Origin of the sequence: Nocardia amikacinitolerans NBRC 108937 (assembly GCF_001612615.1) — a bacterium.
Taxonomy (GTDB): Bacteria; Actinomycetota; Actinomycetes; order Mycobacteriales; family Mycobacteriaceae; genus Nocardia; species Nocardia amikacinitolerans.
Genome location: NZ_BDAU01000002.1, coordinates 153,943 through 178,168, shown reverse-complemented (window position 1 = coordinate 178,168; position 24,226 = coordinate 153,943). Strand labels below are relative to the sequence as shown.

General features: G+C 69.4%; 21 protein-coding genes and 1 pseudogene. 8 read left to right on the top strand and 14 right to left on the bottom strand.

The window, feature by feature from the left end; all coding sequences use genetic code 11:
* Window positions 1-29: 29 nt before the first annotated feature.
* The 4 genes from NAM01S_RS03030 to NAM01S_RS03015 form a co-directional block, all read right to left on the bottom strand.
* Complete coding sequence (locus NAM01S_RS03030; RefSeq protein WP_067778798.1) at window positions 30-551, bottom strand: DinB family protein; 522 nt, start codon at window positions 549-551, stop codon at window positions 30-32.
* A gap of 82 nt (window positions 552-633) precedes the next feature.
* Complete coding sequence (locus NAM01S_RS03025) at window positions 634-1,488, bottom strand: alpha/beta fold hydrolase (RefSeq protein ID WP_157107573.1); 855 nt, start codon at window positions 1,486-1,488, stop codon at window positions 634-636.
* 2 nt (window positions 1,489-1,490) lie between these two features.
* Complete coding sequence (gene hsaA, locus NAM01S_RS03020) at window positions 1,491-2,657, bottom strand: 3-hydroxy-9,10-secoandrosta-1,3,5(10)-triene-9,17-dione monooxygenase oxygenase subunit (RefSeq protein ID WP_067778793.1); 1,167 nt, start codon at window positions 2,655-2,657, stop codon at window positions 1,491-1,493.
* Between the two features lie 141 nt (window positions 2,658-2,798).
* A complete protein-coding gene (locus NAM01S_RS03015; RefSeq protein WP_084482363.1) occupies window positions 2,799-4,289 on the bottom strand; it encodes an FAD-dependent oxidoreductase in 1,491 nt (496 codons plus the stop codon).
* Window positions 4,290-4,453: 164 nt separating this feature from the next.
* Here NAM01S_RS03015 and NAM01S_RS03010 point away from each other — a divergent pair, with 164 nt between their 5' ends.
* The 3 genes from NAM01S_RS03010 (at window position 4,454) to NAM01S_RS03000 (ending at window position 8,301) form a co-directional block, all read left to right on the top strand.
* Window positions 4,454-6,877 carry a PEP-utilizing enzyme gene (locus NAM01S_RS03010; RefSeq protein ID WP_067778790.1) on the top strand — a complete coding sequence of 808 codons (2,424 nt, stop codon included), beginning with the start codon at window positions 4,454-4,456 and terminating at the stop codon, window positions 6,875-6,877.
* 143 nt (window positions 6,878-7,020) lie between these two features.
* Window positions 7,021-7,944 carry a tyrosine-protein phosphatase gene (locus NAM01S_RS03005; RefSeq protein ID WP_253798139.1) on the top strand — a complete coding sequence of 308 codons (924 nt, stop codon included), beginning with the start codon at window positions 7,021-7,023 and terminating at the stop codon, window positions 7,942-7,944.
* 141 nt (window positions 7,945-8,085) lie between these two features.
* Window positions 8,086-8,301, top strand: a complete 216-nt coding sequence (locus NAM01S_RS03000; protein WP_157107572.1) for an LppU/SCO3897 family protein — start codon at window positions 8,086-8,088, stop codon at window positions 8,299-8,301.
* A 10-nt stretch (window positions 8,302-8,311) separates the two neighbouring features.
* On the opposite strand, the gene NAM01S_RS02995 is transcribed toward NAM01S_RS03000, so the two are convergent.
* Window positions 8,312-8,650 (bottom strand): MmcQ/YjbR family DNA-binding protein, encoded by a 339-nt coding sequence (locus NAM01S_RS02995; RefSeq protein WP_067778781.1) that lies wholly within the window; start codon window positions 8,648-8,650, stop codon window positions 8,312-8,314.
* Between the two features lie 49 nt (window positions 8,651-8,699).
* Window positions 8,700-9,242: a TetR/AcrR family transcriptional regulator gene (locus NAM01S_RS02990; RefSeq protein WP_253798137.1), complete on the bottom strand. Its 543-nt coding sequence runs from the start codon at window positions 9,240-9,242 to the stop codon at window positions 8,700-8,702.
* Window positions 9,243-9,519: 277 nt separating this feature from the next.
* Between NAM01S_RS02990 and NAM01S_RS02985 the strand changes: the two genes are divergently transcribed.
* Complete coding sequence (locus NAM01S_RS02985; RefSeq protein ID WP_067778778.1) at window positions 9,520-10,311, top strand: hypothetical protein; 792 nt, start codon at window positions 9,520-9,522, stop codon at window positions 10,309-10,311.
* A gap of 17 nt (window positions 10,312-10,328) precedes the next feature.
* Here NAM01S_RS02985 and NAM01S_RS02980 read toward each other — a convergent pair whose 3' ends face one another.
* The 3 genes from NAM01S_RS02980 to NAM01S_RS02970 form a co-directional block, all read right to left on the bottom strand.
* On the bottom strand, window positions 10,329-10,976 hold the full coding sequence (locus NAM01S_RS02980; RefSeq protein WP_157107571.1) for a hypothetical protein: 648 nt from the start codon (window positions 10,974-10,976) through the stop codon (window positions 10,329-10,331).
* The gene (locus NAM01S_RS02975) at window positions 10,973-11,707 is read right to left on the bottom strand and encodes a hypothetical protein (protein WP_157107570.1); all 735 of its coding nucleotides are present in this window, start codon (window positions 11,705-11,707) and stop codon (window positions 10,973-10,975) included. The genes NAM01S_RS02980 and NAM01S_RS02975 overlap by 4 nt, the downstream gene beginning before the upstream one ends.
* A gap of 322 nt (window positions 11,708-12,029) precedes the next feature.
* Window positions 12,030-12,590: a YxiG-like protein gene (locus tag NAM01S_RS02970; RefSeq protein ID WP_443678271.1), complete on the bottom strand. Its 561-nt coding sequence runs from the start codon at window positions 12,588-12,590 to the stop codon at window positions 12,030-12,032.
* A gap of 287 nt (window positions 12,591-12,877) precedes the next feature.
* Here NAM01S_RS02970 and NAM01S_RS02965 point away from each other — a divergent pair, with 287 nt between their 5' ends.
* The 3 genes from NAM01S_RS02965 (at window position 12,878) to NAM01S_RS02955 (ending at window position 19,085) form a co-directional block, all read left to right on the top strand.
* On the top strand, window positions 12,878-13,873 hold the full coding sequence (locus tag NAM01S_RS02965; protein ID WP_067778769.1) for an extracellular catalytic domain type 1 short-chain-length polyhydroxyalkanoate depolymerase: 996 nt from the start codon (window positions 12,878-12,880) through the stop codon (window positions 13,871-13,873).
* 228 nt (window positions 13,874-14,101) lie between these two features.
* A complete protein-coding gene (locus tag NAM01S_RS02960; protein ID WP_253798131.1) occupies window positions 14,102-14,917 on the top strand; it encodes a lipase family protein in 816 nt (271 codons plus the stop codon).
* Window positions 14,907-19,085, top strand: a complete 4,179-nt coding sequence (locus NAM01S_RS02955) for a caspase family protein (protein WP_157107569.1) — start codon at window positions 14,907-14,909, stop codon at window positions 19,083-19,085. The genes NAM01S_RS02960 and NAM01S_RS02955 overlap by 11 nt, the downstream gene beginning before the upstream one ends.
* Before the next feature lie 154 nt (window positions 19,086-19,239).
* Here NAM01S_RS02955 and NAM01S_RS02950 read toward each other — a convergent pair whose 3' ends face one another.
* The 3 genes and pseudogenes from NAM01S_RS02950 to NAM01S_RS36300 form a co-directional block, all read right to left on the bottom strand.
* Window positions 19,240-19,737, bottom strand: a complete 498-nt coding sequence (locus NAM01S_RS02950; RefSeq protein WP_067778763.1) for a GNAT family N-acetyltransferase — start codon at window positions 19,735-19,737, stop codon at window positions 19,240-19,242.
* 67 nt (window positions 19,738-19,804) lie between these two features.
* Window positions 19,805-21,202, bottom strand: coding sequence for a xylulokinase (gene xylB / locus NAM01S_RS36305; RefSeq protein ID WP_067779029.1), 1,398 nt, complete (start codon window positions 21,200-21,202; stop codon window positions 19,805-19,807).
* A gap of 207 nt (window positions 21,203-21,409) precedes the next feature.
* A pseudogene (locus tag NAM01S_RS36300) lies at window positions 21,410-22,204 on the bottom strand (alcohol dehydrogenase catalytic domain-containing protein); the annotation flags it as partial.
* A gap of 77 nt (window positions 22,205-22,281) precedes the next feature.
* Here NAM01S_RS36300 and NAM01S_RS02940 point away from each other — a divergent pair.
* Window positions 22,282-22,743 carry a hypothetical protein gene (locus NAM01S_RS02940; RefSeq protein WP_067778760.1) on the top strand — a complete coding sequence of 154 codons (462 nt, stop codon included), beginning with the start codon at window positions 22,282-22,284 and terminating at the stop codon, window positions 22,741-22,743.
* On the opposite strand, the gene NAM01S_RS02935 is transcribed toward NAM01S_RS02940, so the two are convergent.
* Window positions 22,734-23,750, bottom strand: a complete 1,017-nt coding sequence (locus NAM01S_RS02935) for a glycoside hydrolase family 172 protein (protein WP_253798129.1) — start codon at window positions 23,748-23,750, stop codon at window positions 22,734-22,736. The genes NAM01S_RS02940 and NAM01S_RS02935 overlap by 10 nt on opposite strands.
* A complete protein-coding gene (locus NAM01S_RS02930; protein WP_307188655.1) occupies window positions 23,747-24,199 on the bottom strand; it encodes a thioredoxin family protein in 453 nt (150 codons plus the stop codon). The genes NAM01S_RS02935 and NAM01S_RS02930 overlap by 4 nt, the downstream gene beginning before the upstream one ends.
* Window positions 24,200-24,226: the final 27 nt, after the last annotated feature.

Genomic DNA, 24,226 nt, shown 5'->3' with positions numbered 1-24,226 from the left:
GCCGAGCTGTACGACTCGAGCCCGCGCTGTCAGTCGCCGGTCCGGCCATCGATGCGTTCGCGCAGCAGATCGGCGTGGCCGTTGTGGCGGGCGTACTCCTCGATCATGTGCACGTACACCCAGCGCAGACTGAAGACGGTGTCGCGAACCGGGCGGGCGAAGGTGTGCGCCAAGGGCAGATCGGCAACCGCGGCATCGGCGGCGCGCACCTCACGGTGATAGGTAGCGAAGGCGTCCGCGGGGTCCGCGTCGGCGATGTCGTCGAAATCGCCGTCGGGGTTGTCCTCCGAACAGTAGAGGTAGTCCAGCGGCACACCCGCCGCGGCGATGCGGAACCACCCGCGCTCGACCTCGCTCAGGTGCCGGACCAGGCCGAGCAGCGAGAGACGCGAGGGGGCCAGCGGGCGCGAGCGCAGCTGGTCGGCGTCCAGTCCGGCGCATTTCCACAGCAGGGTCTTCCGGTGCCGGTCGAGCCAGCTCTGCAACAGGGGGCGCTCGTCGGCGACGAGCAGGCTCGGCGTCCGCTCGATGTCGGGGGCGGTCCACATCATGGGCCGAGGCTATCGCCCCGCGACGGCGAACGCCTTTCGATTTCCGGTGCGGGCGCCCGTGGGCACGCCCGCACCGTTCGACCTACAGGCCGTGCCGGAGGAAATCGGTGACGGCGCGTTCGAAGGCCGCCTTGCGTTCGATCTGGACCCAGTGTCCGCAGCGCCCGAACAGCCGTAGATCGACGTTCGGCAGCTGTCGTGAGGGCAGCAGCGCGCCCTCGACGGGGGTCACCCGATCGTCGCGACCCCACAGCATCAGCACCTCGTTGCGCAGTCCGCGCAGCCGCGCCCACAGCGGAACCCGTTCCGCCAGCGCGGGATCGGCGAAGGTCGCGTACGCGTCGCGGATGGCGGCGATGGCAGCGGGTTCGGCCGCGGCGGCCAAGCGCGCGTCGACGAGCTCGTCGGTGAGGATCCGCTCGTCGAAGACCATGGTGCGCAACCAGGACAGCACCCGCTCGCGCGTCGGGTCGGCGGTGAAGTCGAGCAGCCGCCGGATGCCTTCGGAGGGTTCGGGACCAAGCACGTTGACGCCGACCCCGCCCGGCGCCATCAGGACCAGCCGGTCGACCCTGGTCGGGTGGTCGAGGGCGAAGAGGGTGGCCACCGCACCGCCCATCGAATTGCCGAGCACATGCGCGCTCGGCAGCTCCAAGCTGTCGAGCAGGCCGAGCACCGCGTCGGCCGAGATGCGCAGGTAGTTGCGGTCGTACACGTCCGGGCGCGCGCTGGCGCCGAAGCCAGGCTGGTCCAGGATCAGGCAGCGGAAGTGCTCGGACAGCGTCGCCAGGTTGCTGCCGAAGTTGGCCCAGCCCGATACACCGGGACCCGAGCCGTGCAGCAGCACCAGCGGCGGACCCGAACCCGCCTCGTGGTAGCGAAGTTTCAACCCGTCGACATCCACCCAGCGGGTGGTGTCCGCCGCGGTGAGCGTCACCGTCACACCATCCGATCTTCGACGGTCATGCCGAATTCGCCGCGGCCGAACATGGCCAGCGCGCGCTCGACGTCGTTGATGACGTGCACGCTGCCCGCGTGCGCGTCGCGCCAATGCCGTTCGATGGCATTCGGCTTGCGGATCGAATGCCCGCCGGAGTTGTCGAAGAGCAGCTCGATCGCCTGGATCGCCCGCTCGGTGCCGCGGACCTGGTCGCGGCGGGTGCGCAGGCGCACCTCGTCCGGAATCGGTTCGCCCGCTTCGGCATAGCGCAGCTGCTCGGCGATATTGCGCTCCATCTGCAGGATCGCGGCGTCGATCTCAGAGGCGGCGCGCGCGACCCGGACGTGGGCGAACGCGTCCTCGGCCACCTTCTGGCCGCCGTAGGACAGCCGCACCCGTTCGCGCATCCGCTCGATGTGCGCCTCGTACGCGCCCTGCGCGGCGCCGATGATCGGCGCGGTGATGGTGTTGGAGAACACGCCCGCGAACGGAATCTTGTACAGCGCGGCGGGATTCGCCTCCTGGCCGGGTCCGCGCAGCTGCGACTGCTCGGTGGCGCTGTAGGCGCGGTGGTGCGGCACGAACGCCTTCTCGATGACGATGTCGTTGCTTCCGGTGCCGGACAGGCCGACCACGTGCCAGACGTCGTCGATGACGTAGTCCGCGCGCGGCACCAGGATCGTCAGGTAGTCGCTCGGCTTGCCGTTCTCGTCGGGCGCGAGCGCGCCGAGGAACGCCCACTGGGCGTGGTCGCAGCCGGAGGAGAAGCTCCACCGCCCGCTCACCTCGTAGCCGCCCTCGACCGGGGTGAGCAGGCCCGTCGGCGCGTACGACGAGGAGATCAGCGTGTCGGAGTCGGAGCCCCACACCTCCTCCTGCGCCTTCAGCGGGAACAGCGCGAGCTGCCACGGGTGCACGCCGAGCACCGAGGACACCCAGCCGGTCGACGGGCACGCCGAGGCGATCGCGCGGATCACCTCGTAGAAGGCGACGGGGGAGGACTCGTCACCACCGAACCGGGCGGGCTGCAGCATCCGGAACACGCCTGCCTCGGTCAGCTCCCGGATGCTCTGCACCGGGACCCGCCGCTGCGCGTCGGTGTCCGCGGCTCGTTCGCGGATCGCCGGAAGCAGGTCCCGGACCCGATCGAGCACCTTGTTGGTCATGACGGGTGTCCTCCTGTGTTTCGTCGGGCAGGGAACCGCCTGCGCGGCCCCCGCCATGGTGGCGACGTTAGGGCCGTCCGCCCCTCGTCCGGTGGGATCAGTCCCGGTGATCGGAACCGTGTGAGCTGGGGTTCCCTGCGCTCAGCGGGCGGCGGCGCGGCCCGCGAGGCGGCCGAAGAACGTGCCGTCGCCGAGCGAGGTGCCGCTGATGTAGCCCTCGCCGTGCAGGCCGGAGCTGGCGCGTCCGGCGGCGAACAGGCCGGGGATCGGCGCACCGCCGAGGTCGAGCACCTCGCCGTCCACGGTGGTGTGCAGGCCGCCAAGGGTGAACACCGACGCGCCGGTGCCGCGCCGGTCACCGGTCTCCGCAGGCGGGCGAATACCGGCGCGGACGTCGATGGCGGCCAGCGGCGGAGTCAGCGGACGCAGCCAGCGCGGCGCCTTGTGGAAGTCGGGATCCGTTCCGCGCGCGGCGAATTCGTTGTAGCGCGCGATGGTCGCGGCGAGCGCGCCTTGCGGCGTGCCGAGCAGCTGTTCGAGTTCGTCCGCGGTCTCGGCGACGTGGGTGGGACGCACGCCCCAGCGCTGCGGTTCGGGTACCGCCTCGTAGGCCTGCTCGTCCAGCACCACCCACACGTCCATGTCCTGCCGGAACAGGGCGGCCTGGCCGATGCGACCGGGGTAGGTGTCCTCGTTGACGAAACGCACGCCGCGTCCGTTGACGACCATGCCGCCGGCCGCGAAACCGGGGATCAACGAGATGCCGACCTGCCCCGCGGACATGTGGCGCACCGCGGCGCCCGCCGCCTGCGCCATCCGGATGCCGCTGCCGTCGTCGGTGCCCGCGCTGACCTTGGTGTGGTGCAGCAGCCGAGGGGCGTGCGCGGCCAGCATCCGGTCGTCGTCGACGAAGCCGCCCGTGGTGAGCACGACACCGCGCCGCGCGCGCACGGTGAACTCGCGGCCGTAGCGGCGCGCGACCATGCCGGTGATCGTGCCGTCCTCGGCGCGAATCAGATTCGTCGCGTAGCTGTCGAATCGCGCTTGCGCACCGGCGTTCTCGGCCGCGCCCGTGAGTACGTCCATCAGCAGCCGACCACCGAAATCGTTGGCGGCGGGCCGGTGTCCGCGCGGCGCGGGCGTCGCGAGATCGGTGAACGGCCAGCTGTTCTCGCCGAGCCACATGAGTCCGTCGTCGGTCGGCGGGACCCAGGCGGGCGCGTCCCACAGGCTCGGCTTGAACGGCACGCCGCGCGCGACGAGCCAGTGGAAGTGCGCGACGCTGTCGGCGCAGTAGCGCTCGATCTTCGCCTCGTCCGCGCCGGGGCCGAGCGCGGCGCGCAGGAACGCCGCCATCTGCTCGGGGGTGTCGGTGAAGCCGCAGGCCTGCTGGATGGGGGTGCCGCCGCCGAGGTAGATCTCGCCGCCCGACATCGCCGACGCGCCGCCCGGTCCGCCCGAGCGTTCCAGCACCAGCACCCGCGCCCCCGCCTCGGCCGCCTCGAAAGCCGCTGCGGCTCCGGCACATCCGTAGCCGACGACGAGGACGTCGGTGTCGATGTCGTAGGCGCCGACTTCCGCCGCCGCCCGCGGTGCGACCGACCGGGCCGCCGCGCCCAGAGTTTCGCTCATGCTTGCGACAGTCGCCCCTCGCAGGGCACCCGGACACCGATCATCTCGGTGGCCGATAGCTCCCTCCCGGTCAGTGGGACTGAACCGGTTGCGGCGGTCGCGCACTGGCAAAGGTGTGTGAACGGCGTCACGTTTGTGGGTGGCGCAGTGAGGAGAGGATATCGATGCGGGTCCTGATCACCGGAATCACCGAACCGAGCGGTCGGGCGGTGGCGCGCATGCTGTTGGCCGCCGGGCACGACGTGGCCGGTCTGGACCGCCGGTGGCACCGCTTCGTCGACCCCCGGGTGCGGTTCACCGCGGGGGACCCGGCCGATGCCGCGGCCTGCGCCCGTGCCGTCGCGGGCTGCGACACCGTCGTCCACCTGGCCGGTCCCGCCGTCGGCGCGGTGGCCGCGGCCGCCAGGGACGCCGGTGCGCGCGTGGTGGTGCCGGTCGTCGCGGGTGCGCGCTCGGCCGGTGTGCCGGAATTCGAAGTCGCCGAACGGCTTCGGGCCTCGGGAGCCGACCACCTGCTGATCCGCACCGCGTTGGTCGCCGGTCGTCGCATCGGCCACGAGACGCGACGCGCGCTCGAACCGATCCTCGGCGCCAAGTCCGGCGGGGGCTTCCAGCTGCTGCACAGCGACGACCTGGACCGATTCCTCGTGCTCGCGGCGACCTCGCCGCGGGTCGGCGTCGTCGAGCTCGCCGCGCCGGGCCTGGTGACGACCGACGAGGTGCGGGCGATGATGCGCGCCGCCGAGGTGCGCTACTCCGCCTGGGTGCCGGGCTGGTCGGCCCGCAGGCCGCTGCTGAATGCCACGGCGGCGCAGGAGGACTGGGGATTCCGCTGCGGCTGGACCGCGGCCGAGACGGCGGCCGATCTGGTGCGCGGGCTGGTCGGCCGCAAGCCGTCGGGCGGTTCCTTCCGCACCCGCAGCGGCGCGATTCCGTTGCCTTCCCACGTGATTCCCGCGCGGGCCGCCACCTCGGACCGGCACCGCCTGGTCGACGTCGCGCCCGAAGGTCTCGAGGGCGAGTTCGACGACCGCGTCGACCCCCGCTACCCGGTGCACACCGCGACCAACACCTCCGAGGCGCTGCCCGGCCCGATGACGCCGCTCACCATCGACCTGCACGCGGGCGCCATCCGGCTCGCCAACGAGGCGATGGGCACCATGATCGCGCTCGACGGCATCGCTTTGGAGCACTGGACGAGCCGGGTGACCACCGTGCTCGGCCACCACATCTACATCAACGCCTCGATCGGCGTGCTCGCCGCCGAGAACATGCCCGGCTGGGACGAGGAGAGCATCCGCCGCGACGCCTACGGCAACATCCCCGACGAGATCCCGCTCCAGCCGCACGGGAAGCCGCCGATGCCAACGGGTTTGGCGAGCACCGCCGCCACCGCGCGGGCCACCTCCCGGGTCATCGCCACCGCCCGCCGTTTCGCCGCGACCGCCGAACTGATCAACGCCGCCTCGCACACCGAGGCGCTGACCGCCGAACAAATCGCCGAACTCACCGACGAGCAGTTGCACGTGCGCGCGCTGCTCTGGCGCGACCGGCTGCACCAGGCCTGGCAGGCCGCCTCCATCGGCGTCATGATGACCGGCGCGGCCACCGCCGTGCACGCCCGAGGCAAGAACGCGGGCGAGGTCCCGATCGACTTGAACCGGCTGGAATCGGCGAAGCCGATGCTCGCGGTGGAACGGCTTGCCGCACTCTGCCGCGCCGACTCGGCGCTGCTCGAGATCGCGGGCACCGGTGACGTCGCGGCGGCGCGCGCCGCCTCGCCCGCCTTCGCCGCGGCGCTCGACGAGGAACTCGCTCGGATCGGCCACCGCGGCCCCGGCGAATGCGAGCTGGTCAACCCGACCTTCGGTGACCGTCCCTCGTTGCTGGTCACCGCCGCCGCGCGGGCCGCCCAAATGCCAGCCCCCACACGCGAACCCGTTGACTCCGCGCCGAGCCGCACCGCCCGGATGGCGGCAGGCGCCACCGTCGCAAGGGAACGGGCCCGCGACGCCGTCGTCCGCATCACGCACTGCCTGCGCATGGTGGTCCGGGAACGCGCCGACCGGCTGATCCGCTCCGGCAAGCTGCGCGAGGTCGACGACGTCTGCTACCTGAGCCTGGACGAGATCTTCTGCCTGCCCGCCGATGCGGCCGAACGGGTCGAGCGCCGCCGCGCCGAGCGCAAGCGCCTGCGCGACATCCGGATGCCCGATGTCGTTGCCGGACAGTGGGAACCGGTCGCCGACGCGGGCGCGCTCGCCGCCGACGAGAGCCTCACCGGTATCGGCGTGTGTCCCGGCGTGGTGGAAGGCACCGTGAAGCTGGTGCTCTCGCTCGACGACGACATCGAGCCGGGGGACATCCTGGTCGCCTCGGTGACCGACACCGGGCACACCGCGATGTTCGCCTACGCCGCGGCGGTAGTCACCGACATCGGCGGTTCCGCCTCGCACGCGGCCATCGTGGCGCGCGAATTCGGCATCCCCTGCGTGGTGGACACCAAGACCGCGACCACCAGTCTGTCCGACGGGCAGCGCGTGCGGGTGGACGGCGCCGCGGGCACCGTCACGCTGCTCGCCGACTGATCACGAAAAACTCTGTCCCCGAGTCGCTTCGGGCGGAATCGACGGCACCGCAGCGTCCCTGGATGCGGGTGGGGGGGCGGTGCCGTGCACCCACTTGGGCTCACCGTGCAGAACCGGGCCCATGATCGAAAGGAACACCCCCCGTGACCATTTCACGCGCAATGCGCGGCGTCGTAGCGGCCTCGGCCGCGGTACTTCTCGGCGTCCTGCCGGTCACCGTCGCGCCCGCGCTCGCCGGTCCGGCCGTCCCCGTCCTCGAATCGCCGGGCAAGCACGATCGCCCGATGGGCTTGGCGCACGCGCCCAACGCCCGTGACATCGGCGGCTACCCGGCCAAGCGCGGCAACCGCGTGGCGACCGGCGTCGTCTACCGCACCGACGCGCTCGCCAAGCTCGACGCGGGCGAACAGCAGAAGCTGGTGGAGCTCGGCATCACCCAGGTCATCGACTTCCGCAGCCCGACCGAGGCGTCCCGCGATCCCGACAAGCTCCCGTCCGGCGTTGGCCGCACCGAGCTGCCGGTCTTCGACCCCGCCAACGACTTCTTCCTCATGGTGTCCGGGCTCATCCAGGCCGGCCCCGACAAGCAGCAGGAAGTGCTCGGCGACGGCAAGGCCGCCGAGATCATGCGCACCTACTACCGCTGGTTCGTCACCGACCCGACCGCACGCGGCCAGTTCGCCGCCGCGTTCCGGGAGGTCGCGAACGCCCAAGGCGCGGTGCTCTACCACTGCACCGCGGGTAAGGACCGCACCGGCTGGATGACCGCCATCCTGATGAGCGCGCTCGACGTGCCGAAGGGCCAGATCTACAACGACTTCCTGGAGTCCAACGACAACCTCGCCGCGGGCAACAAGCACCTGCTCGACGCCCTCGTTCAGCAGGGGCTCGTCAAGGACCGCACGCTGTGGGAGCCGATCGTCGGTGTCGACCGCAGCTTCCTCGACGCGGCCTTCGACCAGGTCCAGCAGTCCTACGATTCCTTCGATCGCTTCCTGAGCGAGGGGCTCGGCATCGACGCGGCGACCCTCGAGGCGGTGCGGGCGAAGCTGCTGACCAAGCACTGAGCCGCCGACCGAGCGGAACGGCTGATCGAGCGCCGAGTTCGCGGGAGCACCGCCGCCCTGGTATCGCACAGGGCGGCGGTGCCGCCGCTCGTCTCCGCTGACGACAAGGCAGAGGCGCGGACATCCTCCCCGGCGGCACTCGTGCCCAAAATTCTTCCGCGCGACTGCATCGCCGTCGACGAGAGTCGCGGACCCGTCCAGACGCGACTGCTCGACTGCGCCCAACCGGCGGCCACCTATCGGGTGATCGAGCGGCACGAGTCCGACGACGGTGGCTGCCCGGTCGAAGGCTCCGCCCGAATCACCTTGGATTCGGGCGTGACGCACGGTTCGACGATCTGCCTCAGCCGCAAGTGATCCGCGTCGTTCACTCCGCGTCGTCGAGCAGATGCCGCGGCGCGGCCTGCCGCCACGAGTCGAGCACGATGGCCTCCAGCTCGTCTCGGTCGTCGAGCGCCGCGAGCCGCACCCGAACCCACGGATTGTTCGCCTCGTGCGCCGCGATCCAGAACTTCTCCGGCTCCGCCACCACCAACTCGTCCCGATCGACCGCCGGGCACCGCACCGCCATCGACGTCTCGTTCTCCGGCAACGTCAGGAACAACTTCCCCGCGACCCGGAAAATCGGCATACCCCAAGCGAACTGCTCGCTCGTCTCCGCCAACGACAAGGCATAGGCACGGACATCGTCCCCGGTGGCACTCATGCCCCGAATCCTTCCAGGTGTCACCGACATCCGGACGACCTGTGTGCCGTCACTTCGACACGCTGTACAGCGTCAGTGTGTGGTCGACGCAGCGGGTGACGAAGGCGCTGTCGAGCGGCCGGTCGCTGACCAGCAGTCTGAAATACAAGGGGGCGGAAAGGGTTTCGAGAACCTCACGGGGGTCCACGTCATCGGGCAGTTCGCCGCGGTCGACGGCTCTGCGGATGACGTGGTACGTCCGTTCGAATCGTTCGTTCCAGAAACGGCGGCGTGCGGCGGCGACGTCCGGGTCGGCGGATAGGGCGATGGTGGTGCCGAGCAGGCGCGCGATGCCGGGGCGGGAGATCAGGTGCGAGATCTGCTCGGCGAGTTGTCGGAGATCTCCGCGCAGAGTTCCGGTGTCGGGTGCGGGGTTGCCCGCCGCCGCCATCTCGGTGACCGCTTCGGCGATCAGGGCGGTGCGGGTGCCCCATCGCCGATAGATCGTCGTCTCGGCGACACCGGCTCGGGCGGCGACGTCGCCGATGGTCAAGCCCTCGATGCCGTGTTCGGCGACCTGATCCAGGGTCGCGGTGAGTACTGCTTCCCGCACCCGCGCGGAGCGTCCCCCGGTCCGTTTGCGCGGAACCGGGGACGTTTCCGATGGCTCGTTCTCGGGATCACGTCTGTGCTGGTTCATGGCCCTGTCCACTCGACTAAAAGCTATTTCCGCTTGCGTTTAGTCGATAGTAGCTCCATGCTTAAAGCAAGAATTTATGGCGTTAACGCGCGGCTTGGTTCCGTGGTCTCCTGCGGTGAGCGGCGCGTGTACGGCTGAGTGAACGCCGCAGCGGGGAGAACCACTCGCGGGCACAGGAGAGGCAGGAACCATGGTCGAGGTCATCGAGATCCGCGCGATCGTCGGCGGGAAAGCGGTCTCGCGTGAACGGGTGCTCGCGTGGGAATCACGCCGGGCCGACGCGGTGCTACAGAAGTTCGCCGCGCGGCTCGGCCGCCGCGGCATGGCCGAACTCATGCCCGACCGCACCATCGATGAGGTGCGCGGCGCTTCTCTCGACGTGCGGCGATCCGAATCGACGACGCTGAAGACCCGGCTCGGCCATGCCGGTGTCTACGCCATGCTCAGGCGCGAGCTGGCGCTGTCCGAGCGGATGACTCGGGTCGGTGTCGCCGCGAGCCGAGGGCGGACCAAGCACGCCATCACCCGTCTGGAAGTACCGGGCTACTCCGCCGAGCGGTTCGCCGCATGGTTCGACGATCTGACCGCCGCCAACGCCGAAACCGACATGATCGGCGCCTGCCCCGACCACTACCTGTTGCGTGGCCTGCCCGACGGACGTCAGGAAGTCGTCGAAACAACCGGCGGAGCACCGGCGGCGTCGCGGTTCCTCATCGACTACGCCGAAACCGAAAATCTGACCGTCCCGATCGATCCCGGCTACCCCATCCAGATCGCGGGCCAAGCCCTCCTCGACGACGGTCTGGTCATCGGCGGTGTGCGCCACCAGTTCCGTGACCGTGACGGCACACTCGAGGCACTGCTGACCGTGCAGTTCCCAGCTACCGTGCCCGCCAGGCTCATTCGCCAGCACGAGTGGCATCTGGCGGTGGAGTTCAGCAACTGGATGATTGCGGCGTCGCCGGTCGCGGCCACGTCGTGAGGTCCGGTCGCCGTCGATCAACGATGCGGCAACGGCCGGGGCCAACCGTCGGGCGGTGATGTGGGAGGCGGAGCGGGCTGGTTGGGGAGAAGGGGGATCGGCCGTCGCAGGTCGACCACGTTCGCCACCTTGAATACGCGCTCGCGCTTGATGATCGGCCCGGCTTCCGGCGCGCCGAGCGACACGGTCACGGTGCAGTCGCCGGGGCCAAGTGCCACCAGCATGCCGTTGCGCACGATGGCCGCGAGCGGCTGAACGAGCACCGCCACACCGAGTTCCATGGTGAACTCGCCGATCCGGTTCTCACCGACGACGACCTCGAGGCGCGGACAGCAGGTCCGGGTGACCTCGTGTGCGTACAACTCGACCCGCTCGACTCCGCCCGCGCGGGTTCGCATCGCCGCGCCGCGCAGCCGTTCGTAGCGGCGCCACCCCGCGACCGCGACCCCGCCCAGGTCGATCTCGAGCAGCCCGTCGACCGCCTTGACCACCTCACACAGCGCCGTGGATCGCAGGCCCGCCGCGACCACCGGCGCGCGCCGCAGCGCCAGCCCCTCGACACCGCTCGTACGCAGGCGCTCGACCAGCTCGTGTTCGACGACTTCACGGGCGGCGCAACCGAAGAGTGCCTGCCGAGCCGTGATCGTTGCCGGACTCGTCATCATGGAACCTCCCTGACCTGTAGCCGCGGCTCGCCGACTGTCAGCAGCACCCGCGCCGCCGGAGCGCCGACCCCGGCGACCTCACGAACGTGGATGGACGGCCGTCTATCCCCGACCACCCGCACGCGAAGCTGCGGCGATAGCGCGTCACGGGCGTGCTCGGGCGCTGAACCGGCAGGACGCCCGCGCCGCCGACGCGTGACGAGCGCCGCGCCGCCGAGCGCCAAGAGGAACGCGCCGACGCCCAGTGCGTCGCCGAGTCTGTCCTGCTGCTTTTCCTCAGCCACCGGTGACGCGGTCGGCGAACCGGTGTCGAACGGGGGCGGGACAGCCGACTGCGTAATGGTTGTGACGATCGGGCGCGCGGTCGGCGAAGTCGTGCCGAACGGTGGCGCGACGAATGATCCGGTGGTGGTAGGGACGGTCGGCTGTGCGGTGGTGGTCGTCGCCTGCGGATCGGTCGTCGTGGCTTCCTGCGGATCGTTCGTCGTGGTGGCCACGGACGAATCGTTCGCCGTAGTCACTCGCGGATCGTTCGTCGTGGTGGCTACCGTCGAATCGTTCGCCGTAGTCACGGGCGGATCGATCGTCGTAACGGTCACGGGCGGATCGATCGTCGTAACGGTCACGGGCGGGTCCGTGCTCGGCGGCACGTACGACGTGTCACAGCATTCGGTCGTGTCCGTCGGCCAGGCGGGCTCGCTGTTCGTGGGCGTCGACCCGGCAATCGGCACCAGCCCCGCACCGAACGCCCCCGCCGCCGCTCCGGCGACGAGGAACGCCCGCGCCCCACTGGTCATGACCACCTCCGAAAGCCCGGCTCATCGCCGCCCGATCCCTGCTCGACACCAAGCCTTCGCCCCTCGCGACACGCCGACGCGAGTAATCGACTACTTGTTTCGAGCAGCTGGCAGACCAGCACAGCTATCGGAGTGCAACTGCGTGGCGCACAGCATTCGGATGCGGCGATCTCTGGTACAAGGGGCTACGAGTTCGAGGACCCGCCTTCGAACGACGGCCATGGCAGACAGCTCCGCCGCTACTACTCTGGCGGAATCATGTGTGGGCGCTGCCGTCATCCGGCACAACGAAGGGCGCGAGTCCCGCTTCGACGGCATCGACCTGAAGGTCTGAGAAGACCATTGTGAGGTTGTGTCCATTCGTCTCGATCCGCGCCTCGTGGAAGGGCAATCCGAGTCGCGTGGACCATGCGGTGGCCTCCGCCGAATCGCCCACCAGCCTGGCGCCGGGGTAGAGGCATTGCCATCGCGTACCCCAGACGTAACCATCGAGTTCACGACCGGTTTCATAGTCGACGAGGCGCTCGTCGAGCGAGCGAGCCCAAACATCCGGGGGCACAGCGGAATCGACCGTCGCGCGAACGCAATACTTGAACCGGTATCGCAGATACTCGGGTCGTGGGCCTGTCCGAGGGTCGGCGGTGGCGTAGATGAAGACGTCGTAGTCGCGCATGTAGTCGGTGAATCCGTGGAAGACGATGGCGTGATCGAATACGTCATCCAGAGCGGCGGTGATCTGCGCAGCGTCCATGATTGTCATCATCCCGTGCTCATCAGTACTTCTGCTGCCGTGGTGACGGCCCGACCGCACCGCCATCCGCACCGCACCACCGATCCCGGTCCCTGGGACGTTGGCCGTGGTCCCTGGCCGGACTGACACCCGACGCCGCGGCCGCGGCCAACAACGGCGTTCCTGCGATGATCCTCTGGCAGTTCCAATTCCCCGAATCCGATTCTGCCGCTGCTGAATAAGTGCCACAGCGGTGACCGAGATCGGCTGCCGCAAGGGTCGGTCAACACCGCGACACTATTTGGAATGGCTATCCTTCAAACGGAGCGGGGTGCTCGGCAGAGCCCGCTCCCGCATCGAAGGATTGCCCCGAGATGCGAGCCGGTGCTTTCGTGTGGGGAGTGCAGTTGATCGACCGCGTCATCTCTCGGAATCGACTGGCGGCCATGGTCGCCGTGCTGCTGCTGGCCTCGGGCCTTGTCGCGCTCGGTGGTTCGCGCGCGGACGCGGCCGAGATCACCCACCGCACCTACACCAACGCGGCGGGCACTCGAAGCTACTACCTGCACGTGCCGCCGGGCGACACGGCGGGCAAACCCCTGATGATCTACCTGCACGGCTGCACCGATCCCGAAGCGCAGCTGGCCGACAACGGCTTCTCGCTGACCAGGATCGCCGACGAGCTGGGCTTCGTCCTCGCGTATCCGATCCAGATCAGGGACGCCAACGAACGCTGGTGCTGGAACTGGTTCGACCCCGCCAACCAGGATCGCGGCACCGGTGAGCCCTCGATCGTCGCGGGCATCACCGAAACCCTGATCGAGGAGTTCGGGATCGACCGCGCCCGCGTGTACGTCGGCGGCTACTCCGCGGGCGGCGGTATGAGCACCGTGATGGCGGCGACGTATCCGGATCTGTACGCCGCCATAGCCCCGATGGCGGGTGGACCGCACGGCATGAGCCTGCGGCCGCCCGCAGCGGATCTCACCGGCGCCACCATCGTCGCGTCGATGGGCCCCAGGGCCCGCCCGGTCCCGGCCTTCTTCCTCCAGGACTTCGCCGATCAGACCAGCCTCTACCCGATCGGCCGCGCCAACATCCTGCAGTGGCTCGGCGCCTATCGGCGGGCGGGCAACCTCACCCTCGCCGACGCGCCGACGGCGATCACCACCACCGCGGACCCGGTCCCAGCGACCATCGAGCACTACACCGAAAGAGGCTGTGAACTAGCGCAATTCGTAACGCCCCTCGGGCCGGACCACATCGGCGGCGGGCTGCTCATGCAGTCCGCGTCGGGCCTCACGCTGCAGCGGCGGATGATGGACTTCCTCCTGGCACACCGACTCACCGGTCCGGGTCAAGCCTGCTGAGGGCTATTCCTCCTCGATCGGCTCGTGGACGGTCTGAACGCCCCTGGTATGCACTCCGGTTGATTCGCGGATTATGTTGTGACACGCCGTGTTCGACACGTGACACTCGCCGTCGCTGTGCCGATAGGGTTCTCGTTCCGGGTCTGGTAGTCCGGGGAGAGGGGGTTCGGGGTGGCACGGGTGGTGTGTGTGCATGGGATCGGCGCTCAGGTGTCCGGTGGTGATGTGATGCTGAAGGAGTGGCTGCCGGCGCTGAACAGCGGACTGTCTCTGGCCGGCGCGGCAGCGTTGGCACCGGAGGAAGTGGCGGCGGGTTTCTACGGCGATCTATTCCGGCCACCGGGACAGTTCCTGTCGGTGCGTGAGCCGTGGTACGGACCGGGAGACGTCCAACCGGGGTGGGAGCAGGAGTTGCTGGTGCGGTGGTGGGAGGCCGCCGCGCAGAACGATGCGGCGGTGCGCTTGCCCGGTGATCGGAGTTTGGCGCGCACTCCGGTACCGATGCAGGCGATCCTGCATCAGTTGTCCAAGTCGCGATTCTTCGCGGGGGTGGCGGTGCGCGGCATGGTCGGAAATGTGAAGCAAGTGCGCCGATACCTCTTCGAACCCGAGTTGCGTGAGCGGATCCGCGATCGGGTGAAAGCGGTGATCACCGCCGATACCCGAGTGGTGGTGGCGCATTCGCTGGGTTCGGTGGTCGCCTACGAAGCACTGTGTTCGACACCGGATCACCGGGTGGCGGCGTTGGTGACCTTGGGATCGCCGTTGGGAATTCCGAACCTGATCTTCGACCGCCTCGACCCTCCGCCCAACGACGGTGTCGCCGCGTGGCCGGGACGTCCGGAGCTGGTATGGACGAATATCGCTGACAGCGGCGATATCGTCGCGTTGGTCAAGCGACTCGACCCCTTATTCGGCGCGACCTTCGCACACCGAGTGTGGGATGCGTTGGTGCACAATGGTGTTCACGCCCACAGTGCGGTACCGTACCTGACCGACGCCCTGACCGGACGGGCGATCGCGGACGGTCTGCATGCTCACTGATCACAGCGCGGACGGGAGTCCGCGACGGTTTCTGATCGCGACCGCCGTCGAATCCCATACCGACGCTCCGCACTGGGACACACCGGGATTGGAGCAGGCGCGGGCGCGGATGATCGGATTGTTCACCGAGCAGTTCGGTTACACCTTGGTCGATACACTCGGGATGAATCCGACCTCCACCCAGTTGACACGGGAGCTGCGCAAGTTCTGCAAGTCCCCGGACCGGCGCAGTGACGATCTGATCGCGGTGTATTTCACCGGCCACGGCGAACGCTTGGATGCCACCGGTGAGCACGTCCTGGTGACCGCGGACACCGATCCCGAGGATATCGAGGCCGCGGTAGCGACCGCGGCGTTGGCGCGGCAGATGCTGTTGGGCACGGAAGTTCGGCGACTGCTGTTGATTCTCGATACCTGTTACTCCGGTCAAGGCGGTGCCGACTTCACCGCCGCTGCGCTGTCGTCGTACACGGAACATTGGAACGAGGAGTCCGGCACAGGGGTGGTGGTCGTCAGTTCCACCCAACCCATGCAGTGGGCTCGAGCCGGTGTGTTCCCCCAACTGTTCCAGGAAGCCGTCGAGTCGTTGGCGACCGCGGGCTACAGTCCTGACACGTTGCCTCTCGACACCGTGATCGCCGCGATCGGCAGCGACCTCGACAAGTCGCACGGTCAGAACATCGAGTGGACCCAGGTGCGGCTGGGCGGACAGATCCCGCCGTTTATGCCCAATCCCCGCCGTGACCCACGTTTGACCGAGGTGGATCTGGCGTTGCAGCAGGCCAGCGAATGGGAAACCCATACCGAGCGCCGCGACATCGAGTTCCGCACCCGGCTGCTCGTGCGTGCGATGGGCAACCGCGACAACAAGGGCTGGTGGTTCTGCGGACGCCACACCGCGCTGATCGACATCACCCGCTGGCTCACCCATCCCGAACCAACCCGACCGTTCCTGGCGGTCACCGGCGACCCCGGCTCCGGCAAAACCGCTGTCCTCGGAATGATCACAACCCTCACGCACCCCGACTATCGGCGCACCGTCCCCGTCGACGCCCTCGGCCTCCCTTCGGCGGCCATACCGCCGAGCGGCGCGGTGGATGTGGCGATCTATGCCCAGAACCTCACCGTCGACCAAGTCCGCGACGGTATCGCCGCCGCCGCGCACCTCACGGCCGCGACGGTCGGTGAACTCCTCGACGGACTGGCACACCGATCCGCGCCGTTCACAGTGCTCGTCGACGCCCTCGACGAAGCCGCTGATCCCGATCTGCTGACCCGGAAACTGTTGCGGCCGTTGATCGACCATGCCGGTGAGCGTGTGCGCCTGCTGGTCGGGACCCGTCCGTTCCTGCTGGGCAACCTCGGCACCGATCGCGACCGCGCGATCGATCTGGACGCGCCCCGATACGCCGACCTCTCAGCGTTGACCACCTACGCGGTTCGCGGACTTCTCGAAGCCGACCCGAACACCGTCTACACCAGCCAGCCTCCCGCGCTGATCCGCGCGGTCGCCGCCGCGGTCGCCGAGCAAGCCGACCCGTCGTTTCTGGTCGCGCGGATCGTGGCAGCGACCCTGTCCGCCGGCCCCGACGTGCCCGACCCCGCCGACCGCGCCTGGCAGCGTAGTCTGCCGAGGCTGCCCGGCGAGGCCATGCACAACGACCTGCGGTCCCGGCTCCGCGAGCACGCCGACCGCGCCCGGAACCTGCTGCGGCCCTTGGCCTTCGCGCAAGGACAAGGTCTACCGTGGGAGGACCTCTGGGCGGCGCTGGCATCCCGGATCGCCGGTATCGACTACAGCGATCACGACCTGATGTGGCTGCGCCGCACCGCCGGTTCCTACGTTGTCGAGGCCACCGAAGCCGGTCGTTCGGCCTATCGCCTCTACCACCAAGCCCTCGCCGAACACCTCGCTCACGACGTCGACCCGGCACGCATCCACGCGATGTTCGTCGATGTCCTTCGCCAGCGGGTGCCTGTCACCGCCGACGGACAGCGTGATTGGTCACGCGCGCACCCCTACACACTGCGTCATCTGGCCACCCATGCCGGCCAAGCCGGGCTCGTCGATGACCTGATCACAGACATGGACTACCTCGTCCAAGCCGAACCGACGACTCTGCTAGCCGCACTGCACACCGTCACCACCGACACCGGACGCCAAACCCGCGCGATCTACCGCTGCTCAGCCGTCCACCACGCTGCCCTGCCTGCACAGCGACGACGCCAAATCCTGGCGATCGACGCCGCACGCTTCCACGCCTCCAACCAACAACAGCAACTCAACCGCACCCTCACCTGGCCTTGCCAATGGGCCACTGGCAACCTCACCCACCACGCCCACCGCGCCACCCTCACCAGCCACGCTTACTGGGTGACCTCGGTGGCGTGCACCGTTGTCGATGGCCACCCGGTGGTGGTCACCGGTAGCGACGAGCGCACCGTGGGGGTGTGGGATCTGGCTACCGGGGTCGAGCGTGCGACTCTCACCGGCCACACCGACCGGGTGACTTCGGTGGCGTGCACCGTTGTCGATGGCCGCCCTGTCGCGGTCACCGGCGGCAACGACCACACGGTGCGGGTGTGGGATCTGGTCGCCGGGGTCGAGCGTGCGACTCTCACCGGCCACACCAACTGGGTGACTTCGGTGGCGTGCACCGTTGTCGATGGCCGCCCGGTGGTGGTCACCGCCAGCGACGACAACACGGTGCGGGTGTGGGATCTGGTCGCCGGGGTCGAGCGCGCCACCCTCACCGGCACCAACGGGGTGTACTCGGTGGCGTGCACCGTCATCGATGGCCACCCTGTGGCGGTCACCGGCGGCTACGACAACACCGTGCGGGTGTGGGATCTGGCTACCGGTGTCGAGCGTGCGACTCTCACCGGCCACACCAGCTGGGTGACTTCGGTGGCGTGCATCGTCATCGATGGCCACCCGGTTGTTGTCGTCGGCAGCGACGACAACATGGTGCGGGTGTGGGATCTGGCTACCAGGGTCGAGCGCGCGGCTCTCACTGGCCATACCGGCACGGTGAGGTCGGTGGCGTGCGCTGTTGTCGATGGCCGCCCTGTCGCGGTCACCGGCAGCGACGACCACACGGTGCGGGTGTGGGATCTGGCAACCGGGGTCGAGCGCGCGGCTCTCACTGGCCATACCGACACGGTGCGAGCGGTGGCGTGCCTCGACATCGATGGCCACCCAATCGTGGCAACCGGCGGCGATGACCACACGGTGCGGGTATGGGACCTCGAAACCGCCGAATATGAAAGTCCGACAACCGGTCACACCGACCGGGTAGTCGCAATCGCCACTGAAAGGACGGAAAGCGCGGTAATCGCAGTCACCGCGGGCATGGACGACACGGTGCGGGTGTGGGATCTGGCCGCCGGGGTCGAGCGCGCGACCCTCTCAGGTCACACCAGCTGGGTGCGAGCGGTGGCGTGCGCCGTTGTCGACGGTCGCCCTGTGGCGGTCACCGGCCGCGATGATCACACGGTTCGGGTGTGGGATCTGGCGACCGGGGTCCAGTGCGCGGCTCTTACCGGCCATAGCGGCACGGTGCGAGCGGTGGCGTGCGCCGTTGTCGACGGTCGCCCTGTCGCGGTCACCGGCAGCGACGACAACACGATTCGGGTGTGGGATCTGGCCGGCGGAGTGGAACGTGCCACCGTCACCGGCCACAGCGGCTCGGTTTACGCGGTGGCGTGCACCGTCATCGATGGCCATCCGGTCGTCGTCACGGGCGGCGACGAGCACACGGTGCGGGTGTGGGATCTGGCTACCGGGGTCGAGCGCGCGGCTCTCACCGGCCATACCGGCTCGGTGTACGCGGTGGCGTGCACGATCATCGACGGTCGCCCTGTCGCGGTCACCGGCAGCAGCGACAACACGGTTCGGGTGTGGGATCTGACCAGCAAGGTGGAACGTGCCACCCTGACCGGCCACACCGACTGGGTGAACGCGGTGGCGTGCACCGTCATCGACGGTAACCCCGTCGCAGTCACCGCCAGCGGCGACCAGACCACGCGCATTTGGAGTCTGAGGACCATGTCCGCATCCGCGGTCATCGACAGTCCGACTCCGCAACCACTGGTCGCCGTGGCCCCCGGGTCCGAAATCGTCCTCGGTCTGGGCAGCGACATCGCAGTACTCGCACCACCGAGCTGACCTACAGAGAGCACAAGCACACCGGCGACGGCAGTCCCGTGTCAGTTCGAGATCGCGCGGGCATCCGAGTCAGGGTTACCGAGCTTCGATGAACCCGGCGGGTCCGCGTCGGACAGTACGGGGCAGAGTCGCCCGTCGCTGCTACGGATCTCCATCAGCTACTTACCTCGCCGAGCGAGATCCAGTACCGCCGCGCGGGCCCGAGTTCGGTGTCCCGGATTTCCTCGAGCACCCCGCCGTGCCGTTCGATCGTCTTCGCCGAGGCGAGATTGTCCGCCGCGCAGATGGCCAGCACGCGGTCCATGCCCAAAGCCCTTGCCTGGTCGAGCATCCGGCCGAGCGCCCACGTCGCTAGTCCACGGCGGCGGGCGGACGGTCGGATGCCGTAGCCGATGTGACCCGACCTTTCCGCGAACTCGTCGGACCGGAGCGCGATCCCACCGAGCACCCGATCACCTTCGACGATCCACCGGTACACGCACGACCTCGCACCGGACATCCGCGCGACCCACGCCGCGAACCCGTCCGCCGACTCGACCTCGTCCGACGCCCGCAACCCGAAACCATCCTCGTGCAGACCGGGACCCCACTCCGCGTGCGCCTCCAGCCAGGCGGCATGCAGACGCGTGGTCGGCGCGATCAGCTCGGGCATAGCAGGACCCTACCGAGGTGACCTCACATGGCTCGGTAGCCGCAGCGATGAGCGCTGACGCCGCGGGTCACCCGTAGACGGCGTCCCTGGCGCGGGCGTAGGTGTCGCGGATGGCCTGGCCGGTGGCCACGCCCGCCGCGGAGGGGTGGATTTCCGCGGCCCTGCGGGTCGGCCAGGGCGGGGGAGCGGGGGTGCCCGCGAGGGCCCAGGCGGCTTGGCGGGCCGCGCCGAGGGCGACGTATTCCTCGGGTTCGGGGATCGTGACGGGTCGGCCGAGGATCTGCGCGGCGATCGCGCGGACGAGGGACGAGCGGGCGGCGCCGCCGATGAGGAGGACGCGGCGCGGTGCGATGCCGGTGGCGACGAGGCGGTCGAGGGCGTCGGCCATGTTGCAGAGCATGCCCTCGTAGGTGGCGCGGGCGAGGTGCCAGGAGTGCATATTGCGTGGCCGAAGACCGTGCAGGCTGCCCGTCGCGTGCGGCAGATTGGGGGTGCGTTCGCCGGTGAGGTAGGGGAGCAGGACGAGTCCTTCGGCACCCGGGGGCGCTTGGGCCGCAAGGGCTTCCAGACCGTAGAGGTCGACGCCGAGAAGCTGCGCGGAGGCGGTGAGCACGCGCGCCGCGTTGAGCGTGCACACCAGCGGGAGGAACGAACCGGTCGCGTCGGCGAACCCGGCGATGGCGCCGGAAGGGTCGGCGCTCGGAGCGTTGCCGCGCGCGTAGACGGTGCCGCTGGTGCCGAGGGACATCACGACGTCGCCGGGTTCGAGCCCCAATCCCAGTGCGGCCCCGGCGTTGTCGCCGGTACCCGCCGCGACCAGTGCGCCCGTGGCGGTGCGTCCCGCGGATTCGGCAGGTCCGAGCACCCGCGGCAGCTGCGGTGTGCGTCCACGAAAAGCCAGAGATACCAAGTCTTCTCGGTAGCGTTCCGTCGTGGGCGACCAGTAGCCGGTACCCGAGGCGTCGCCGCGGTCGGTGACGGGTTCGGCGTCGGGGCCGCGTAACCGCCAGGTCAGGTAGTCGTGCGGCAGCAGGATTCGCCGGGCGCGGTCGGCGAGGTCGGGTTCGTGATCGGCGAACCAGCGCAGCTTCGTGACGGTGAACGCGGCGACCGGCACGCTGCCCACCGCGTCGGCCCACTCGCCAGGACCACCGAGCTCGTGAACGAGGTCCTCGGCCGCCGCCGCCGAGCGAACGTCGTTCCACAGCAGCGCATCTCGCAGTGGTAGGCCGTCGGCGTCCAGCGCGACCATGCCGTGCTGCTGTCCGGCCACCGCGATCGCGTCGACCCGGTCGAGCAGCCCGTTGCCCGCGGCGCGCAGCGCGTCCCACCAGGCCTCGGCGGGCACGGAGGTGCCGTCGGGATGCGGTGCGGTGCCCCGCTCGAGCACCGCACCGGTCGCCGCGTCGCAGACGACGATCTTGCACGATTGGGTGGAGCTGTCCACCCCGGCCACCCGTGTCATCCGGACCGGTCCGGGCGGATCTGGATCTTGCGGCCGACGCCCTCGCGGAAAGCCGTGAGCGCGTCGGGAAATTCGTCGAGTGCGAAGCCGTGGGTGATCATGGTGTCGGCGTCGATCACGCCCTTGCCCATCAACTCCACCGCCCGTCCGAAACTGTGCAGCACCCGCCATCGAACCGACGATGGTGATCTCGTCGTTGTAGATACGGAACGGGGAGAAGGCGGCGGTCGCCGCGCCGGGCGCGACGCCGAACTGCTGATACACCCCGCCGCGCCGGACCCTGGTCAAGCCGTCCTCGATCGCGGGAATCGCCCCGGTGCAGTCGATGACGATCTCCCACCCCTGCGGACGGTCGAAGCCGTCGGCCTCGGTCCCGACCGCGTCCGCGCCGAGTTTCTCGGCCACCGCGAGCCGCGCCGTGTTCAGATCGACGACCGACACCGACGCCGCGCCCGCCACTCGCGCCAACTGGAGCATCAGCAGCCCCATGGTGCCCGCGCCGTAGAGCAGATAGTGGGCGCCGAGCGCGCGGGGCAGCGCGTCGAAGGCGTGCACGGCGCAGGACAGCGGTTCGACCAGCGCGCCGTGGCTCAGCGAGATCGAATCCGGCAGTCGGTGGCAGTTGGCGGCGGGTACCGCGACGTACTCGGCCATCGCACCGTCCACGGTGTCGCCGATCGCGCCCCAGCGCTCGCACAGATTGCCGCGCCCGATCGCGCAGTAGTGGCAGGCCCCGCAGAACAGCGAGGGATCCACCGCGACCCGATCGCCCGTCGCGACGCCAACCACGTCGTTGCCGACGGCGACGACCTCGCCCGCGAACTCGTGCCCCGGCACGATCGGATACGGCGTGGGCGGAAACTCGCCGTCCACGATGTGCGCGTCGGTACCGCAGATACCGACCGCCGCGACGCGCACCACCACCGCGCCGGGACCGGGGACCGGATCCGGCACGGTCTGCACCGAACAACGACCTGGCGTCTCGATGACCACCGCGCGCATCCTTCTACCATGCACCCGGATCACGGTGCGGTGGCGCATTTCGAGTATTCGCGCCCGCGATCGGGCACACTGACCCGGTGCGTGCGGACCCGAGTCGACCAACCGACGATCCCGATCCGGCGGCGGTTCGGACCGAGTTCGACCCCGCCGCGACCGAGCATCCGTTTCTGGAACTGGCCAGGGGCGAACGAAACTGGATCCGGGCTCGTCGCCTACCCGACGGCATGTACGAACTCCAGCACCGCTGCGGTGCGGATCCGCGCCGCTTCGAGTTGTACACCTCCGATCATTGCCTGGTCCGCGACTTGCTGTGCGCCTGGCTCGACGACGCTCCCGGCTGGTCCGAGGCCGCGGTCTGGTCTCCTGTCGATCCGGCGATCGAGGAACTCGAACGCGTGCGCAGCGAAATGTCCGGGCTGCTCGGCGGTTTGACGGTGTTCGACGACCTCGGGGCGGGACTCGACCTGGCGCTGGCGCGCGCGGACGAGCTGATGAGCGATCTGGATGCCGCCGCGCTGGAGCTGCCCGGTCAGCCCTGATACCACCACGCGGTGCTGGCGATCTCGGCGTGTTCCAGCGGCAGGTAGGTTCCCGGATCCGACCAGCCGAGCGCCTGCACGGTGACGCGCAACTCGCTGTGGAAGCAGATCGGGTCGCGCACGTGCCACCGGTACATGCCGAACCGCTGGTCGGCCTCGTAGCAGCGGTCGGGCGGAAGCACCTGCGGCAGGCCGAGATACGGCGTCGAGTAGGTGCGGTAGCGGCCGTCCATGTCGAAGTTCCACGCGCCGCCGAAGTAGTCCTCGGTGCCGGTGCCGCAGATGCTCGGGTGGTCGGTATCGCCGTCTAGATAGAACTTCAGCTCGCCCTCACCCCACCACCCCGGGTCGCCGGGCCGGATGGCGAGATAGGTGCCCACGTAACGCCCCCGCCCCGTGAGGCCGTCGAGAATGGTGTGCACCGCCGGGCTGCCCAGCGGTGCGCTGCGCCGCCACGCGGTGTGCAGGTAGCCGGCCTCGTCGGGCACGTCCTCTTCGGTGTAGGTGATCTGGTAGTACACCGGTACCGCCCGGTCCGCGCCGTTGTGCAAAGTGATCCGCGCGCTTCGACGAAAGGGCATGGGCCAGTAGCTGTTCAGACCGCCCGCCGGGGCGACCACGATCATCTCCGAGTTCACCAGCGCGAGCTCGTCCCACCCGTTGCAGAAGAAGTCGCCGAGCGGCAGCCATACGGCGGGTTGCGCGGCGTCGTCCCAGTGCATGCGCAGGGTCAGGTCGCGCAGTGCCGTGCGGTCGGTGGTGAGCCAGAAGTGGCGCACCACACCGGGACCGGGCACGTCGGCAAGGATCGCGGTGTCGCCGGGCTGGGGCAGGATGGACGGCGAGACCTTCCATCCGACGCCCAGATCACGCGCGGCGTGCGCACCGGTGCCGTCGGTCGCGCGGGCCCCCATGCCTGCCGCGCCGGTGGGATTCTCGGCGCTGATCGACCGGGTACGCGCGGCATCGAGCCGCCACACTTCCGAGGGCGACCCGGCCGCGGTCACAGCCCGGGCCAGCCGTACTGGACGGGTCCGCTAGCCGGTCCGGCCATGCGCGCGGCGCCCCCGGTGGCCGCGGCAACGGGTTCGGCCTGCTGCGGGGCTACGCCCTGTGCGGCCAGTTCCTTACGAACCTGATCCATATCCAGCCAGCGCACCTGCTGCACGACCTCCTCGAGATCGGCGGCGGGCAGGAACCCCGCCTGGTTGTACACCAGCAGACCCTCGCGGAAGGCCATCAGCGTCGGGAACCGGTCGACCTGCGCCATCGCCGTCAGCGCCACTTCGGCCTCGGTGTCGACCTTGCCGTGCACGATGTCGGGGTGCTGATCCGAGGACGCCTCGTACACGGGCGCGAAATGGCGGCACGGGCCGCACCAGCCCGCCCACCAGTCGATCAGCACGATGTGGTTGCCGCTGACGACTTGGTGAAAGTTCTGTTCTGTCAGGGTCACTGTGGGCAATTCGGGTCCTCCCTGCCG

What these genes read in the sequence shown, in the direction of transcription:
- NAM01S_RS03030 (WP_067778798.1), bottom strand. Translation starts at nt 551, where the DNA reads ATGATGTGGACCGCCCCCGACATCGAGCGGACGCCGAGCCTGCTCGTC.
- hsaA (WP_067778793.1), bottom strand. Translation starts at nt 2,657, where the DNA reads ATGACCAACAAGGTGCTCGATCGGGTCCGGGACCTGCTTCCGGCGATC.
- NAM01S_RS03015 (WP_084482363.1), bottom strand. Translation starts at nt 4,289, where the DNA reads ATGAGCGAAACTCTGGGCGCGGCGGCCCGGTCGGTCGCACCGCGGGCG.
- NAM01S_RS03010 (WP_067778790.1), top strand. Translation starts at nt 4,454, where the DNA reads ATGCGGGTCCTGATCACCGGAATCACCGAACCGAGCGGTCGGGCGGTG.
- NAM01S_RS02995 (WP_067778781.1), bottom strand. Translation starts at nt 8,650, where the DNA reads ATGAGTGCCACCGGGGACGATGTCCGTGCCTATGCCTTGTCGTTGGCG.
- NAM01S_RS02985 (WP_067778778.1), top strand. Translation starts at nt 9,520, where the DNA reads ATGGTCGAGGTCATCGAGATCCGCGCGATCGTCGGCGGGAAAGCGGTC.
- NAM01S_RS02980 (WP_157107571.1), bottom strand. Translation starts at nt 10,976, where the DNA reads ATGATGACGAGTCCGGCAACGATCACGGCTCGGCAGGCACTCTTCGGT.
- NAM01S_RS02970 (WP_443678271.1), bottom strand. Translation starts at nt 12,590, where the DNA reads ATGGCGGTGCGGTCGGGCCGTCACCACGGCAGCAGAAGTACTGATGAG.
- NAM01S_RS02965 (WP_067778769.1), top strand. Translation starts at nt 12,878, where the DNA reads ATGCGAGCCGGTGCTTTCGTGTGGGGAGTGCAGTTGATCGACCGCGTC.
- NAM01S_RS02960 (WP_253798131.1), top strand. Translation starts at nt 14,102, where the DNA reads ATGCTGAAGGAGTGGCTGCCGGCGCTGAACAGCGGACTGTCTCTGGCC.
- NAM01S_RS02955 (WP_157107569.1), top strand. Translation starts at nt 14,907, where the DNA reads ATGCTCACTGATCACAGCGCGGACGGGAGTCCGCGACGGTTTCTGATC.
- NAM01S_RS02950 (WP_067778763.1), bottom strand. Translation starts at nt 19,737, where the DNA reads ATGCCCGAGCTGATCGCGCCGACCACGCGTCTGCATGCCGCCTGGCTG.
- xylB (WP_067779029.1), bottom strand. Translation starts at nt 21,202, where the DNA reads ATGACACGGGTGGCCGGGGTGGACAGCTCCACCCAATCGTGCAAGATC.